This is a genomic window from Vibrio aerogenes (assembly GCF_024346755.1).
GTDB lineage: Bacteria > Pseudomonadota > Gammaproteobacteria > Enterobacterales > Vibrionaceae > Vibrio > Vibrio aerogenes.
Window position 1 is genome coordinate 3,233,399 of record NZ_AP024861.1, and the last position, 17,780, is coordinate 3,251,178.

11 protein-coding genes are annotated in these 17,780 nt (G+C 46.3%); 7 read left to right on the plus strand and 4 right to left on the minus strand.

Annotated elements, in window-relative coordinates; translation table 11 throughout:
• Positions 1 to 4: 4 nt before the first annotated feature.
• From recD to recC, 3 genes are all read right to left on the minus strand, one after another.
• Entirely contained in the window at positions 5 to 2,098 is a 2,094-nt protein-coding gene (recD, locus tag OCV29_RS14345; protein WP_073602543.1) for an exodeoxyribonuclease V subunit alpha, read from the minus strand.
• Positions 2,095 to 5,709 carry an exodeoxyribonuclease V subunit beta gene (recB, locus tag OCV29_RS14350; RefSeq protein WP_073602544.1) on the minus strand — a complete coding sequence of 1,205 codons (3,615 nt, stop codon included), beginning with the start codon at positions 5,707 to 5,709 and terminating at the stop codon, positions 2,095 to 2,097. The genes recD and recB overlap by 4 nt, the downstream gene beginning before the upstream one ends.
• Positions 5,710 to 5,970: 261 nt before the next feature.
• Entirely contained in the window at positions 5,971 to 9,417 is a 3,447-nt protein-coding gene (gene recC, locus OCV29_RS14355; RefSeq protein ID WP_073602545.1) for an exodeoxyribonuclease V subunit gamma, read from the minus strand.
• 172 nt (positions 9,418 to 9,589) lie between these two features.
• On the opposite strand from recC, the gene OCV29_RS14360 reads away from it, so the two are divergent.
• The 6 genes from OCV29_RS14360 (at position 9,590) to OCV29_RS14385 (ending at position 16,483) form a co-directional block, all read left to right on the plus strand.
• A complete protein-coding gene (locus tag OCV29_RS14360; RefSeq protein ID WP_073602546.1) occupies positions 9,590 to 10,489 on the plus strand; it encodes a LysR substrate-binding domain-containing protein in 900 nt (299 codons plus the stop codon).
• A gap of 73 nt (positions 10,490 to 10,562) precedes the next feature.
• On the plus strand, positions 10,563 to 10,862 hold the full coding sequence (locus OCV29_RS14365; protein ID WP_073602547.1) for a YebG family protein: 300 nt from the start codon (positions 10,563 to 10,565) through the stop codon (positions 10,860 to 10,862).
• Positions 10,863 to 11,097: 235 nt separating this feature from the next.
• Positions 11,098 to 12,126, plus strand: coding sequence for a 2,3,4,5-tetrahydropyridine-2,6-dicarboxylate N-succinyltransferase (gene dapD, locus OCV29_RS14370; protein WP_073602548.1), 1,029 nt, complete (start codon positions 11,098 to 11,100; stop codon positions 12,124 to 12,126).
• 163 nt (positions 12,127 to 12,289) lie between these two features.
• Positions 12,290 to 13,297 carry an adenosine deaminase gene (locus tag OCV29_RS14375; RefSeq protein WP_073602549.1) on the plus strand — a complete coding sequence of 336 codons (1,008 nt, stop codon included), beginning with the start codon at positions 12,290 to 12,292 and terminating at the stop codon, positions 13,295 to 13,297.
• Between the two features lie 263 nt (positions 13,298 to 13,560).
• A complete protein-coding gene (locus OCV29_RS14380) occupies positions 13,561 to 14,715 on the plus strand; it encodes an HD-GYP domain-containing protein (protein WP_073602550.1) in 1,155 nt (384 codons plus the stop codon).
• A 55-nt stretch (positions 14,716 to 14,770) separates the two neighbouring features.
• Positions 14,771 to 16,483, plus strand: coding sequence for an AMP-binding protein (locus OCV29_RS14385; protein ID WP_139281507.1), 1,713 nt, complete (start codon positions 14,771 to 14,773; stop codon positions 16,481 to 16,483).
• Here the strand turns inward: OCV29_RS14385 and OCV29_RS14390 are convergent.
• Entirely contained in the window at positions 16,480 to 16,695 is a 216-nt protein-coding gene (locus tag OCV29_RS14390; protein WP_073602692.1) for a DUF1127 domain-containing protein, read from the minus strand. The genes OCV29_RS14385 and OCV29_RS14390 overlap by 4 nt on opposite strands.
• 99 nt (positions 16,696 to 16,794) lie before the next feature.
• On the opposite strand from OCV29_RS14390, the gene OCV29_RS14395 reads away from it, so the two are divergent.
• Positions 16,795 to 17,724, plus strand: coding sequence for a LysR substrate-binding domain-containing protein (locus tag OCV29_RS14395; protein WP_073602551.1), 930 nt, complete (start codon positions 16,795 to 16,797; stop codon positions 17,722 to 17,724).
• Positions 17,725 to 17,780 lie beyond the last annotated feature (56 nt).

A 17,780-nucleotide genomic window follows, 5' to 3' on the forward strand; every position in this document is an offset into this window, starting at 1 on the left:
CCGTCTATTCAGCCCCGGTCAGTTGAGCGACAAGCCCGCTTAACCTTTGAGTTCTGGTCCGGATTGCGCGCCTGAAGACAACTGGATCCGCATAAATATTGAGTTTGTTTTTTGCCCGGGTAATGCCGGTATATATCAGTTCCCTGCTCAGAACAGGATTAAACTCCGGTGGTAAAACCATCAGTGTAAAGTCAAATTCACTTCCCTGCGATTTATGAATCGTCATTGCATACGCCGTCTCATGCTCCGGCAACCGGCTGGGAATCACGCCCTTCACATTGCCATCAAACTGTTCAAAATAAATTTTAAACACTTCCCTGCCTGACTCCATGGTAAGCAGACAAATTCCGATATCGCCATTATAAATCCCCAGAGTGTGATCGTTTTTAGTCACCATCACCGGCCTGCCGTTGTACCAGACTTCCTGATCTTTCTGAATCATTCCCCGCCGTTGCAACAGACTTTCGATTTTCTGATTCAGCCCTGAAACGCCAAAGTCTCCTTCTCTGAGCGCACAAAGCAAACGGCACTGATTAAACAGAGTAAGGACCCGTTTTGCGGTGTGTTCTGCTGTCAGATGTTCTTCAGCCAAAGCGCTGTGAAGTTCAGACAAATAACGACTATACGCTTCCACCAGCGTATTCAGCATATGATTATAATGCCCCCCATCCAGCGTCCTGACTTCAATATCGGAATAGCCCATATCATCAATCTCATGAAAAGGCCGGTATTCTCCGGAATTCACTAAAGCGGCCAGAAATCCGATACCTGAATCAGCATGAAAGCGATAACTTTTCTTCAGTGTACATAAACCATTTGCAATATCAGGGATCTGCTCCCGGACGGGAACCGGTAAAGAATTCCCGGTTAATCGCTCAAGTAAACGGGTTTGTTCACGGGAAAAGCCACAGGACTGAAATGAACAGATATCTCCCAACACCGCCCCGGCTTCAACAGAAGCCAATTGATCTTTATCGCCTAATAAAATCACCCGGGTATGTAACGGCAACGCCATTAATAGTTTATACATCATGGGTAAATCAACCATAGAAGCCTCATCCACCACCAAAATATCGACATGCAGTAAATTTTGTTCGTGGTGTAAAAACTCCGCACTGCCCGGTCTCACGCCCAGTAACCGGTGCAAAGTACTGGCCTGAACCGGAAGCAAGGCTTTGATTTCCGGTGATACCGGTAGTTTCTCAATGGCCTGTCCGATTGATTCTGTCAGGCGGGCTGCAGCTTTACCTGTGGGGGCGACCAATCTGATTAAAGGTGCAATCTGATGTGCCTGAGCCTGAACAACTAACGCTGCAAGTAATCGGGTCACGGTTGTTGTTTTTCCGGTTCCCGGTCCCCCGGAAATGACCGTAAACTGACGGGTCAGTGCGGTTGCCGCTGCTGTTTTTTGCCAGTTCAGACACACACGGTCGGGAATCAGTTCATCCAGCATGGTCAGATCATCAGGATGAGCCGCCTGTCTGACCCGCTGGTGAATAACTGCCCAGTCCGGTGTATCAGGAGAAGTGATATCAAGTAAATCGCAAAGACGCTGCTGCAGTTGTTCCTGCGATTCACTCCCGGATAACTGATGCCACATTGCCCGATAATTCCGGCTGAATAACTGCTGTAACTGAGCTGTTAATAATTCGATATCTTCAGTATCGAGGTGGACGGGTGCAGATAACTGCCGCAGGCGTTCAGCCAGCTTTGCCTCATAATACCAGTAGCGGTGTAAATAAAGCCGCTGACCGTCAAAGACCAGCGGACAATTGTCTTCAGATGAACCAATGAAGGGACATCGCCGAATCACACCAGGCCAGTCAACCGATTCCACATGTGATCTGAAACGGAGTGATTCATCAGTACTCAGACCAAAATATAACCATGTATCATTGAGCCGCCCCTCAGTGTCATAAATGGGGATACAGATATGACCATGCCCAAGCTCAAAACTCACGACAGCACATAGCCAGGCAACCTCAGACTGATCCTGGCTGCATTGTCTGGCAATGAACATCGCAAACTGGTAATCCAGTTGTCGAATCAACTGCTTCTCGCTAAAGTAACTCAGGATATCCGCAAGAGAATCTGTCACAAATCCATCTCCATTTGACCACTTTCCGGGTTGTTGTCTGTCTCTGACTGGCCGGCAACCAGGCGATCCAGTGCCAGAATCAGTGCTTCTTCAGGACGATGAGAAAAAACACCATATTCGGCACGCCCGGCCACACCCCGTAAGAAAATATAATAGACACCACCAAAATGCTTTTTGTAACGATATCCGGGAATGCGCGCAGATAAAAACCGGTGTAATGCCAGTGTATAAAGCTGATATTGCAAATCGTAACGATGCTCAATCATCGCAGCCTGAAGTCTTGACTGACTGTAATCTTCAATATGATAACCAAGGTGATTCGATTTCCAGTCCAGAATGTAATATTGACCCCGATATTCGAATACCAAATCAATAAAGCCTTTCAGCATACCTTCGACTTTGGCAAACCCAAGCATTGCTGCCTGTGCTGACAAGGGATCCTTTTGCCGGATCAGCCGGTTCAGACCCGCGGCCTGCAAGACTTCGACCGGAAGTAAAAACTCCATCTCAGCCAGTCGCTTACGCTTATCGATCTCTGCAAGCCGCAATGATTTGCCATCCAGCGGCGTCGTCAGTACCTGATGCATCATGTTTAACAAAGTGGGTAACCATGCAGAATCTACTGATGACGTTTCCATCAGCGCGGAGATGATCCGGATGTTCTCTTCACTGTCCGGCGGTTGCGTAAACTCCGTTTCTTCAAACAGGCTATGCAGGAAAGTCCCCGGTGCTGCACCTTTGGGAAAGGTGAAAATATTCTTCTCTTCATCTGTCCATAGCATTTCGTCTGACTCTCCGGCAGAGTCGATATCAAACCCCTTTGGCTCCAGTGGTGCATCCAGAAAAGTCTGATGGCCGGACTGCTTCACCAGATTCGAATAGCTGGTCATGCGCCAGTACCGCTCAATCACATGATTGAGGGTTTTCACACATAGGTCATCATGATCGTTTGTCTGCAACGTCAGTGGCGTTTCTCCGGGCTCTGGTGGCGCACATAACACACCAGAAGATGAGCCGAGGACTTTTTCAATACCCTGTTTCAGTAATGCCGCATCCCCCGGCTGCCCCTGTTGAAGCAGATAACCCATCGCACAAAGGTGAGCGAGACTGTCTCCCTTCTTCGAACGTCCGGCGACGGCTGCCACTCCGATAAAGCACCCATAAACGGCCCGGGTCAAAGCAACATAAAGTAATCGCAGATCTTCCGCCAGACGTTCCTTTTCCGCCTGAGACATTGCAAGATCCGAACGGAATAAATCTAATATCACTTTGTCTTGTTCATCATCATGATATTTCGCTTCTGCAGCCTCACGAAAATTCATGGCAAACGGCAGGAACACCAAATCAAACTCAAGCCCTTTGGATTTATGAATCGTGATGATTCTGACCAGGTTTTTCTCTGATTCGAGACGCTGAATATATTCATCCTGATGCGACAACCCCTGTAATGAATCTTCGATAGATTGTGTCAGCCAGCGGGCCAAACCGTGAGCACTATCTGTTTCTGAGGCAGCCTGCTGCAACAGCTCACTGATATGCATGTAATCCGTCAGCATCCTTTCGCCGTCAGAATGCCGGAGCCATCTTTCGGCTAACTGCCGCTGATAAAGCACAGTGCGCAGCATCGGCTGAATCCCTTTATCGGACCAAATCTGACGATACGCTTTAAACTCACGAATGACCTGCTCCCACAGCAACTCGTCAGTATTGAGCTGATCGAGTTCAAAAATTTCCAGCATGAAAAATGCTGAAGCCAGTGCAGCCTTTAACAATCGCTCATTTTCCGGAGCAAGCACTGCCTGCAGCAAGCGCAGAATGTCCCGGGCAACGCCACCGGTAAAAACACTGTCCCGGTTGGATAAATAAACACTGGCGATTCCCTGTTTTGCCAGTGCGGATTTGATCATATGTCCTTCATGTCCGGTACGAACCAGCACAGCAATATCTCCGGCCTGCACCGGCTGTTTCTTTTGACCGGATATCAAATGGCAGCGCCCCGCATCAGACGCCTGTAAAATCGTCTGAATCTGCGCCACTGTCGCACCGGTCATCTGTTGCATGTATTCCTGCTTCATCAGGTAACTTTCCTGATGATCCGGCCACCACCAGGTCATTGCCGGCTGTTGTTCATTCTCCAGCTCCCAATAACGCTCTTTGGCACCCGGCGCCGCAGAAACCGGAATGAAAGGAATATCATTTTCATAAATAAATGCCCGGGAAGCTGAAAGAAACAACTGGTTCACCGCCATCACCATGTCATAACCAGAACGCCAGTTCGTTGCCAGAGTGAAGTGAGAAGAGACCTGTCTCCGTGCCTTCATGTAAGTGAAAATGTCCGCCCCCCGAAAGGCATAAATCGCCTGTTTCGGGTCACCGATCATCAACAGCCCGGTGTCAGTTTCACCCGAATAAATCTGACTGAAAATATGATATTGCAGTGGGTCGGTATCCTGAAACTCATCAATCATCGCGACCGGATATAAACCCCGGATCCGCTGTGCTAACAGCTGTTGATGATCATTTTTTAATGCAACGGAAAGATAAGCAAGCAGGTCATCAAAAGATAACCATTGTTTCTCCTGTTTGGTCCGGGCCAGAATTCGGCGACACTCTTTTATCGCATGAGCCAGCAAGGGCGCCTTCAATGAAACGGGTTGTGCCAGAAAATCCTCAATGGCATCAAATACCGGATGGCTGGGTGGTTCCCCCTTCGGTGTTTTTTCAACAAGCACCTGACGGGAAAAGCGTTCCAGCTTATCGGGAATGTCATAGCTGTTGGTTTCTTTTGCTGCCCAGGCAGAAACCTGCTCAATCCACGCAGGCAGGGATTTTTTGGTATAACTGCGTTTATTCACACCTGAGTCGGCAATTAAGCCCTGAAATTCATGACAACTCTGCCGCCACTGCTGCTTTAATGTTTCAATGCGGGACAGATTTTGCTGATGGAGAGACTCAAGGTCTGTCACAGGAAACGATACGGATAAGTGTGGTTCGCTGCCGGATAAATATAAGCCAATGTCATCCAAAAGATGAGAAGGCGTCGGCCAAAGCTGGCGGACCTGTTCTGCCAGTGTCAAAGACAAACCATAGAAATTACAACGCCAGAAATCAGCCACTGCCATCACTTTTAAACGACTTTCATCTGTAATAAATTCATGCTGAAAACGGCTTCCTGATTCAAACGCATTCTGAACCAGCATTCGCTGACAAAAACCATGAATGGTATAAATAGCGGCCATATCCATATCCCGCTCTGCTTGCAGCAAAACCTGTGCAGCCCGGCCGTGATCTGCCGTCTCTTCCAGCAGTGAGCAAAGAAACGGATCCTCACTTTCTCCACGGGTAAAGGCCAGACGGGCCTGATGAATCCGTTCACGAATTCGTCCGCGTAACTCAGCGGTTGCAGCCTCTGTAAATGTGACCACCAGAATTTGCCCGACAGACAAAGCCTGCGGGTGGGCTGACATTTTATCGCCATGGCCCAGCAACAGACGTAAATACAATCCGGTAATTGTGTATGTCTTCCCTGTACCGGCCGATGCCTCTATCAACCTCATTCCGGATAAAGGGAACACAAGCGGATTCAGATGAGTAATGTTATTTTCCGGCATTTTCAACCATATACCTCGGTAAAACTTAGAGCGTGTTTAATCAGAATAAGATTGTGATCAAACTAATAAAAAAAGACTAAAGTAATGATTATGTAAAATGACATCATGGGGAGTGAGATCTGACTCACGGTTAATGAGTGATTCTGTCATTAAGATGCTCCCCATCGTCTCAGGACAACAAATTTATGGTCCCTCTGACCTGTGGCCGTACAGTAAACACCCTACAATATAATGATTTTCTGACGGCCACCCTACACTCATTCACTCAGCTTCTCTCGCATGCAGTCTGGCTTTTTTCATGACTTTTAACATATATGCCTGTACCTCTTCCGATAGTGTATCTGACCATTCCGGCCATACGCGGGAAATATAGGGTGAATCGCATTCTCCGGGAATTTTCAGATTCCCCAGAAAAGTTTCTGCCATTTTTTTTGCTGCCTTTTCATTATCTTCCTGCCATTGTCCCTGCTTATCCATATTCGCTTCAACACCGGCCAATACCGTTTTGGGGAAATAAGGTAACGGCTGATTCATCCCTTTGAGATAAAGCGCCAATAGTTCATCAATCAGCGACATCGCCTCTGCAGCATCGTTCATCTCATCAAAAACCAGATGCCTGATTCCGGCTTTTTTCTCGTAGCCAATCAAATGAGTCGGGCATGAACACCCCATTGCGGCCATCATCAGATGCTCAATCCAGCCGGCGAGATAATCCTGAGAACGAACTTTTCCGCTGCGGTACCGGACCAGACCGCTCTGGTAACGGCGAGAAATCCAGCCCACAATCCGGATTCCGCGGTTTTCTCCCAAAACAGCGGAAAGAAGATTGACCTCCTGATCCGGCAACGGCTCACGACATAAATCCCGCAGTGCATCAACCATCTGGTTTGCCTGCTCCAGATGGTTGGCAAACTCAAGCTCTCCGAATGCGCCCACCGGTAAAAGTCCCTGAGCCCGTTTGGTTTTCATATAATCTTCTGCCCGCGAGGCCGAAGATTCCTTATCGCCGGCCTCTAACAGAACCGCCACCAGCTCATCACGAAGCTGATAGCTTTCAAGACCATTGAGTGCAAAAGGCTCTTCATCATCCATGACCAGCAAAGATGACTCAAAAACAACCCTTAACCGCCGGTTAAAAAAGTATTTAACCGGCAGATGCCAGAAGCGCTGAAACTCACTTAAATCCAGCTCTGCCGGAAAAGTGAGATCCGCCAGATAATCGGGAAGTTGCTCCGGAATAGCTGGCGTGCCGGGTTCATCACCTCTGGCAACCGGTAACCATTCCCGGGCATAACTGCCCGGATACTGGCTGAATGTTTTCCGGCTGTAAGGTACCATGGCATGGTCAATCGTCAGATACTCCGCCAGTTTTTTTCCGGAAAGATCAACTGGCAGGTCTTCATCACCGGATAAACAGTAATTCTGGCAGCAGTATTCCATCAGCTCGGTCACCAGCACCGACGGCTGACATGATGAGTTATCCCGGACCGACTGACCCACATAACTGATGTAGAGTCGTTCTCTGGCTGACAACAGCGCTTCAAGAAACAGGTAACGATCGTCATCTCTTCTGGAACGATCACCCGGTCTCGGTTGTTCTGCAATCAGATCAAATCCTTCCGCCGGCATATTTCGCGGATAAATACCGTCATTCATTCCCAGTAAACACACAACACTAAACGGGATAGAACGCATTGGCATTAATGTACAGAAATTCACCTGTCCGGCCAGAAAACGTTGACTACCCCGGACACCAGACAGTTGATCCGTTAAATGCCGGACCATCACTTCTGCTGAAACAGCCCGGTCATAACCGGCATCGTCCAGGTTCTCATTCATTCGGGCCAGCGTATCCCGGATACTTTGAAAAATGACTTCTTCTTCCACTGAAGGTGCAAAAAAATCATCCAGCAATGTATTAAGCAGCTGACGCCAGTCATGAATTTCTCTGGGTTGACCCAAAATAGTCCGGTAATGACGAATCCGGCTGATAAACGCAGCAAGTTTGCCGGCCAGCACCGCTTCCAGTCCCTGAACTTCGTTAAAGGGGGCAACGATCCAGGAGCCATACTCAAATACATCGACCGTATGAGACATCGCATAGCCCGACAGCATGCGCTCTATCCCGAATTCCCAGGTATTCTGATGGGTTGCCGGCAACCCCAGAGTACGGGCTGTCTCTTCATTCAGCCCCCAGCGAATTCCGGATGCCTTCACCCAGCTCCGTGCTTGTTCAAACTCCGCTTCAGAAATATCAAAACGGCCCATCATGGCTGGCGTTTCAAGTAACTCAAGTAGTTCAGAAGACAGACAACGCGATTCCGGCAGTTGGATCAGACGAAGAAATGCCTGCAGAACCGGGCTTTCACGATCAGCCGTCCGGTCAGAAATCGAGAAAGGAATAAACCGTTCTCCGGGCGCATTACCGAATACCGCCTCAATCGCCGGACTGTAAGTATTGATATCAGCGACCATGACAATCATGTCACGGGGTTTTAAATCCGGGTTGGTATCAAATAACGTCAAGAGTGCATCATGCAAGACTTCGACTTCCCGCATGGCACTATGGCAAACATGTACAGAGAGAGAATAATCACCTTGATGAATACGTTGTTTATGCTGGCTCGACGCTAAAACTTCATCATTCTGATGCATTTCAAGATGCAGGATATCGGCCTGAATCTGATGAAGCAGACTGTCGCGGGGAGCTTCGATAAAAAATTCATGTTCTTCACATTCAAGCTGAGAAAGCAGATACAGGTGATCCCGTCCCAGTTTGCCCATCGACGCCAGCAAGCTATTCCCGGTCATCAGATCAAGATGCAATTCATCTTCTGACGGTATGTGCCCTTCTTTCAGTAAAGTACCTGACTTACCTGTGATGAGCCTGCCCTGTTGTAGCATCAGCGACTGACGATGTTTATTCGCCAGTCTTGCCAGATATCGCTGATCCCGGATATCTCCCCAGTAATAGCGACAAGGATTTGTCAGCATCAGGTGAACATCAATATGTGCCCCTATTGCGTTAAATATTTCCAGATAGTGAGGTGGGAGTGCAGTAATCCCAAAGATGAATAAACGTTTTGGTAATACGCCTTCCGGCACCAGGCCCTTTTGAAGCGATTCAATAAAAGTCTGATAAAGATTAGCCCGGTGATAATGGGAGTGCCCCTGAGAAAGGGTCTCCTGATATAAACGCTGCCACAGTAACGACTGCCATTCATGTTTCCCTTTCAGTTCGGCAACAACCTCCCCGGCTTCCCATTTCTCGACCCAGTCAGCCCTGTAAACCAGATAACCATCGAATATATCAGCAATTTTTTCTGCCAGCTGGTAACACTTGAGATCCGAACCATCTTTTTCAAGATATTGCTGCAGCGGCTGGAATTGTGGCATATCCAGCATATGCGGCAACGTCTGCATAATTTTCCAGATGAGCGCATTTTTATTAAAAGCACTGCGCTGAGGCACATCCGGTAACACTGACGTATAGAGTTCCCAGATAAAAGCCGCCGGCAGCGGAAAAGCCAGATTTGCAGCCACACCAAACTCTTCTGCCAGCGCCATTTTCAGCCATTGTGACATACCAGAGCTCTGCACCAGTATCTGCTCTGTATCAAACGGATGCGCTAAAGGTTCATTTCTGATCAAATGAAGCAGAATAATTTTCAGGGTATCCAGTTGATTGGAATGATAAACAGTAAACAAGGCCCCATCCGGAAAAATCAGAGATACGAATGTGTATCAGAATAGCATAAGCCTTTCTCAACCCGAACAGATTAGGGTCAGTTGGGTATAACAGTATTTCAGACTCTGGCTTGATCAAAACCTTAAAATCCCTAAGATGATGTTTTACTGCCGCTGATAAGCATTGTGCTCTATGTATCATATATCCCTGAGACAACTTCATATTTTTACCGCCATTACGCAGCATGAAACATTAACTCAGGCATCCGAGGCCCTATTTTTGTCTAAAGCTGCCGTCAGTATGTCGCTTGCAGAACTGGAGAAGCAGCTGGGACATGTGTTATTTGACCGGGTCAATCACCGGCTGATTCTGAATCAGGAAGGAAAAAAACTGCTGCCTCTTGCCGATGAACTGCTGCACAGGACCAATGATATTCAGCAACTGTTTGATAATGAAAACAACCTGACCGGTCAGGTCAGAGTTGGTGCCAGCGATACGATTGGCAATCAGGTCGCGCCATGGCTGCTCAGTGCATTCAGACAAAATTTCAGGCATACATCCCAAACGTTGTTTATTTCTAATTCAGCCCTGATTTGTCAAAAGCTGGTTGACTACGAACTGGATATCGCCCTGATTGAGGGAAAAACCCAACATCCGGAACTCATTGCAGAGCAATTCAGCCACGATCAAATGTGCATCATCAGCTCACCGGATCATCCGCTGGTCAGCCATTCCAATATTCAGCTGGCAGATTTTGAAAACAGCAACTGGGTGTTAAGAGAAGCCGGATCAGGCTCCAGAGAGTTTTTTCTGAGAACCGTCGCCCCCCGTCTGGAACGATGGCAGGAGACATTTCAACTCAATACAACAGAAGCTTTAATCAACAGCGTCGCTGCAAATCTTGGGTTTGGCTGCCTCTCCGAACTGGCTGCGCAATCCGCACTGAAAGACGGACGGGTCGTTCGTCTTTCAGTGCCTCTCAATATGCGGCGGAGATACTGGTTGCTGGTTCATAAAGAGAAATACCAAAATCCGTTACTGAAACATTTTATCCGGTTTTGCTTTGAATGGCCGGTCAATGATTCAGTTTAATTTGAAATGATCAGACACATGAAATACTGTATAAAAGAACAGTAACTATCAATAATCACATAGAGGAAAAACCATGACTGTAATCGTCAAGTATGTGGTAGAGCGCAACGGAGAAGAAAAAATGACTTTCACTTCCAAGGCCGAAGCAGACGCTTATGACAAAATGCTGGATATGGCAGATGAACTGTTTACTTTACTTGGCCAGAGTGAGCTGCTGGATAACGAAGAAAAACAGGAAGAACTGGCCTTATATCTGGCGAAGCACAAAGAAGAGGTTTTATATGCTCTCGGTGCGAAACGTAAACCTGCACCGAAAAAGCCCAAGGCCGTCCCGGAAGATAAGCCGGAAGATACAGACGAACAGGCAGCCTGATACAAAACCATCCCGTGTGGACAGACTGCCCGTTTGAACGCAGCTTCGTCATTAAAAAACGGGAAATATGGATTCTGATTAAAGAGATATATCGGTAAAAAGACAAAACATATCGTTTGACAGACTTTATCTGTCAGAAGACTTTTATCTTTTTCCCGGCTCTTTATCATAACGCCAACATTCAGATTTCGTATTCAACTTACGGCAAAAACGCACAGATACACGGAGATATATCATGTCAGACTTTGCACTTGCTCTTGGGACTGCCACTAAAAACTGTGATAACAAAATCATTGAAGCTTACTTCCCAACGCCAGTTTTCCATCCATCTGCCGCTCTGGTAAAAAGTATCACTGAAATGACAGGGGAAAACGGAAACCATGCCGTTGAAATTTCAGCAGAACAGGCAGCAAAGCTTGCACCGATATTTCTGGCTCATGGTGAAACAACCAGTGCTGAATTTTCTGAAAAAGCATCAAAAGCCTCACAACCACTTGTCCTGGTTGTTCTGCGGACCGATGAGCAACCTCAGTCAGTGGCTGAAGGCTTCCTGAAATTACAACTGATTTCACACCGCCTGGTGCAACCTCACGGGACTGTGCTCGACGGTATTTTCGGCCTGCTTCACAACATTGCGTGGACGAATGAAGGGCCGGTTGACCTGCCAGAACTGGCAGCTCGTCAAATGGAAGCACGCCTGGCCGGAAGAACACTGACGGTAGACTGTGTGGATAAATTTCCGAAAATGGTGGATTACGTTGTTCCGGCCGGGGTACGTATCGCAGATACATCGCGTGTACGTCTGGGTGCTCACGTCGGTGAAGGAACAACCGTCATGCATGAAGGCTTCATCAACTTTAATGCCGGTACAACAGGTGTCAGCATGGTTGAAGGACGAATTTCTGCCGGTGTGATGGTCAATAATGGTTCAGATATCGGCGGGGGTGCATCGATTATGGGCACCCTGTCTGGTGGCGGTAAAGTCGTTGTATCTATTGGGGAAAATTCACTTCTGGGTGCAAATGCTGGTTTAGGATTCCCGCTGGGAGATCGCTGTACAATCGAATCAGGACTTTATGTCACTGCCGGTACAAAAGTTCAGATGTTGGATAAAGATGGCAACCCGGTAGAAATCGTGAAAGCGAGAGACTTAGCCGGTGTCTCTGATCTGCTGTTCCGTCGCAACTCTCAAACAGGTCAGGTAGAATGTCTGGCGAACAAATCAGCGGTTGAGCTGAATGATGAGCTGCACAGTAATAATTAATTGATTCTGATTATATACTTGAGGACACTCATGTATATAAGGCTGGCATTGTCATCATGCCAGCCTTTTTTGTATCTTAAACTGTACCGGAGCAAGCTGAGATGGCATCTCTCAGATTGTTCAGGTATCAATTCATTTTCTGCGGATAATAAAAGAGGCGAGTATGCAAAAATTTATTCAGAAATTACCAAAAATCGAGCTTCATCTGCATATTGAAGGCACGCTGGAACCTGAGCTGATGTTCGAGCTGGCCAAACGCAATCAGGTTGAAATACCATATTCAACCCCGGAAGAAGTAAAAAACGCCTATCAGTTTACTGACTTACAATCTTTTCTGGATATTTATTATCAGGGAGCAAATGTACTTCTTCATGAACAGGACTTTTTTGATTTAACCTGGGCTTATCTTCAGCATTGCCATGAAGAAAATGTCATTCATACGGAAATATTCTTTGATCCTCAAACCCACACAAGCCGGGGGATCCCATTCAAAACTGTGATTCAGGGAATCAGCCGGGCGCTGGAGCAGGCCAGAACTGAACTTGGTATTTCCAGCCAGTTGATCATGTGTTTTCTGCGTCACCTGAGTGAAGAAGATGCGATAGAAACATTCAATCAGGCGCTGCCATATAAAACACTCATTGCAGGTGTAGGTCTGGATTCCTCCGAACAGGGCCATCCACCGGAAAAATTCTCGAAAGTCTTTGCAATGGCAAGAAATGAAGGGTTGCTGACCGTAGCACACGCCGGAGAAGAAGGTCCGGCCGAAAATATTATCACAGCCATCAATGACCTTGGGGTAAGCCGGGTGGATCACGGTGTCAGATGCGTTGAGGACAAAAAACTGGTCCGGCAATTAGCAGAAACCCGAATGCCGCTGACTGTCTGCCCACTCTCCAATATCAAACTTTGTGTGTTTGAGAACATGCAGCAACACAACATAACAGATCTGCTGAAAAAAGGCCTGTGCGTGACAATTAACTCAGATGATCCCGCTTATTTTGGTGGTTACATGAACGCTAATTTTATGGCAGTTGCCGGTGCACATGAATTAAATAAAAATGAACTGGCTCAGTTCACATTGAATGCAATTGAAGCCAGTTTTATCACAGAGGAAGAGAAAGATGCAATGACCAAACTCGTTCTTGATTATCTGGCCACTGCACATTGATGAAGCGCGTATTGATGAAGCGTATTCAGCTTGCCTGAGTACTGCTTTAAGATGCCAGAAGCAGTAGTTTCGGCAACGGCTGTTTTGAATCTCTCAGATATTTTGTTCTTCCTTTCAGCCGTACTTTTCAGCTTAAAATCTTTTATTGACAAACATCACAATAAAATTATGCATTTCACAGCGAATCATTCAGCTTTCAGCCGATTCATCGCCTAAAATTAGTACATAAGGATCCAAAATGTATTGAATCAAGGGGAAAGCTCATGGGTGAAATGCAACATGACTCTCGGCAACCAGAAAAATTTAAAAGTCTGAACTCACAACTCGCCCGGCTTCATGAGAGCATTTGCACAGAAATTCCTCAGATCGTCCGGGTCTCGTTTGCAATTTATGACCAAATGACTGATCACCTTAAAACTTATGCTGACAGCACACCAAAAGGAGAGATTCTGATTCATTATGAGTATCCGCTGAGTAAAATCCCGTCATTGAAAGAATGTGCAGAACAAAACACAAACCGGTATATCAATAATTTGTATAAACGCCTGGAAAAAGAGAGTCATCATAACAACTGGTTAAGAGCACAGAACTTTTCATCCTCTTTTGCTTCCCCCACTTACTACAATGGCGATTTTATCGGCTTTATTTTTATTAATGCATCGGAGGATTTTATATTTGATGAATCATCAGACAGAATTCTTGCTCCCTATCTGGAACAGATCAGAGAAGCCGTTCTCAAAGAATATCAAATCATTCACGCTATCTTAAAAGAAACTGAAGAGATTCTTCAGCGCAATCCAAAACACTTCAAACAGGCGAAAGATCATCAGGAAAGAATGTACTTTTTTACCAAGGTGATAGCTCAGGGCCTGACCGAAGTTTACCAATTGGATGATGAACAGATTGATTTCATCACCCTGTTTTCCCGGCTTCATGACATCGGCAAACTGTCACTTCCCTGTGATTTGCTGACAAAACCGGGAGCGCTTGCGAGCCTCGAAAGGAAACAGGTGACGGGTCACATAGAGAAAGGGGTTGAGATCATCAATAAAATTCTTCCCGGATCTGAATGTGATAATCATGCGTGTATCGCTATTCTTAAAGATATCATGGCATACCACCATGAACTGATGGATGGTTCAGGATACCCACATCGCTTAAAAGGTCAGGACATACCAGTGTCGGCACGCATTATTACCGTCGCCAACATATTTGATGCATTGACCAGTCACCGTCCATACAAACAAGCCCGCTCTGTGCCGTTTGCCTTGCTTGAGCTGGAGAAAATGGTCGCAGAACAAAAACTGGATCGTCATTGCGTCAATGCTTTAAGGAATAATCAGGAATATCTGAAAAAAGTCATTGAGAAATATCCGGAACCCGATCCCAGCAGTTTGTCTGACACCTACTACACATAAACACGCACCGGAATGATATCCGGCCATCACACAATAAAAAATGGAACGGAGCCTGATGATGGGTGATAACAATGCACATGAGGAGTTACTGGTAACACCTGACGAGTATCTTCTGAAATGGGCTCAGTCCCGCCCGGATGATATTTATCTGAAACAAATCAAACACAGGAAATTCGAAACTTATACGTTTTCACAAGTTGCAGACCATGCGTTACGTCTTGTCACTGCACTACAAAATCAGGGACTCAAACCTCAGGATAAAGTGGCCATCATTTCGAAAAACTGTGCAGAATGGTTCATCTGTGATTTGGCCATGATGCTGGGAAATTTTATCAGTGTTCCGGTATTTCCGACCGCCAACTTTGAAACTATTGATTACTGCATCAGCCATAGTGAATGCCGGGCTGTTTTTGTCGGTAAATTAGATGATACACAAACAACCCGGCAGATTCTGGATAAGCATCAACAGCTTTACAGCATCGCTTTACCCTATTCTTCTGCCCCGGATTGCCAACATCAATATTCAGACCTTATTCAACAATGTCACCCGGCAGCAGTTATCCCAAAACATGACAGAGATGACATCATGTCAATTGTCTATACTTCCGGGACATCAGGAACCCCCAAAGGAGCTATGCTGAGTTATGGCGCATTTTTCTGGGCAGTCCGCCAACTGACGAATTTAATTTCGGTCCATATTCAGGATCGCTTATTCTCTTATTTACCCCTTTCTCATATCACCGAGCGGGTTTATATATTTGGCGTCTCAATCATGACGGGCGTTCAAACTGCCTTTCCTGAGTCTCTGGATACCTTTATCGAAGATGTCAGGATGCAGCGCCCGACCCTGTTCATTTCCGTTCCCCGTTTGTGGACACTCTTTCAGCAACGTATTCTGGATAAACTCCCGCAAAACCGTTTGAATTTACTGTTAAAAATTCCCTTCATCAACCAGATCATCAAACACAAAATAGCACGGGGACTGGGACTGGATAAGGCAAGAATTCTGGGCTGTGGCTCAGCACCTGTATCGCCCGGACTACTGTTCTGGTATGACAAAATTGGCTTGCCCATTACAGAAGCATGGGGAATGACCGAATTGCTTGGGCTCAGTACTCTCAACTATCCATATCATCAAAACAAAATAGGTACAGTCGGTATCGCGGCGCCCGGTATTCATCTCAAAACAAATGAAGAGGGTGAAGTTCTGGTACAAAGTCCCGGTGTGTTTTCCGGATACTATAAAAATGAGTCCGCAACCAGGTGTATCTTTGATCCCGATGGATGGATGAAAACCGGTGATATGGGCATGATAGATTCTGAAGGATATCTGAGTTTATCCGGCAGAAAAAAAGACACCTTTAAAACAGCAAAAGGTAAATTTGTTTCACCGGTTCCTATCGAAAAAGCACTGTATCAGGCAGGGCGTTTTGAAATGCTGTGTTTGATTGGTCCGGGACTTCCGGGTCCTGTTCTGCTTGTTGTCCCCCATGAGTTTCCTGACTTTGACCGGCAAAGGTATGAGCGCTCAACCGACAGAATCATTCAGCAAATCAACCAGCAACTACAGGCCCACGAGCAAATCAAAGGTGTCCTGATGATTCAGGAGCCGTGGACAATAGAGAACGGCATCCTGACGCCTACTCTGAAAATTAAACGATTTTTGCTTGAAAAAAAATATCATGAACTGGGATATCAATGGCCGGAGAACAGGCTGATACTGTGGGAAGACGAAATTCAGGAACAGTCTCCGGCTTTTCATGGTTAATCCCAGAATGGACGTTCTGACTCTTTTTTCATCATATTCCGATCAATACCAAGGTCGTCATACAATGATTCGGGCAGTTCCTTCAGCTGTTTCCGGGTACGGTAATTTTGTATCCATATTTTTACTATGGCAAAGATATCCTTAACTATGGTTCGGGGAGAGTTCGATAAAACTGAATCGTATCTTTCCGGCTTATTCAATAGCTCATTCATAATGACTCCTTGATTATCGTTGATTTCATGAGCAATAATCACAAAGTTATCAATGACCCACAAACGATAAAAATTTCCATTCAGTTAAGGAATTCTTAAGTGAAAGAACGACTTCCTCCTCTGCAGGCACTGTACTACTTTTATGTTGCGGCTGAGACCGGCAGTTTTAAACTTGCAGCCGGCCAGCTATTTGTCAGTGCGGCGGCTGTCAGCCAGCAAATTCGTCAGCTTGAAGACTGGTTCAAATGTGATTTATTCGTCAGGCAACACAGACAGGTTCAACTGACCAATGAAGGCAAATTGTTATATCAGTCTGTTAGCAAGGGGTTTAGTGAAATTAAAAATGGCGTGAGATTATTAACTCAGGATCCCGATCCCGGACGTCTTTCTATTTCAACAATTCCATCTTTTGCCCAACACTGGCTGGTCCCGCGTCTCCAGCTTTTCCGTCAACAACATCCGGATATGTTGTTACTGGTTGAACCTGTCAGCCAACTGGCTTCATTTGAGGATTCTTCTCTCGATATTTGCATCCGCTATGGGAAAGGTAACTATGACAATCTGGATTCCATTCTGCTGATGGATGAAGTCCTTTATCCGGTTTGTCACCCTTTGTACCAGCAGCAACATCAGATTCATGATATCGATGATCTCTACCGGGCCGATTTGATCGAAGATATGTGGCCGGATATGAATTGGGCGCTGTGGCTCGAAACGGTTGGTGCGAATCATGCTTCGGCAGCCAGACCTACCCTGAAATATAATGGTGCCCTCTATGTTCTTGAAGGTGCTTTATCGGTTCAGGGGGTTGGACTTGCCAAACATAGCATGGCTTACCGGTTAATTCAGGAAGGGAAGCTGGTCAGAATCGGGCAAAAGAGCACCCGGTCCAGATATAGCTATTATTTGTGTGGTCCGGAAAGTTATATGAAAAGAGAAAAGATAGTCCTGTTCCATCGCTGGTTGAGTGAACAGATTGAGCACTTCCGGAAACAATATCCTCACCAGACAGAAGTTGTTTCCCTGTAGCCATATCATACCATTCTAAGTCATTTTCTGATCTGGATATATCTGGTTCCGCAAAC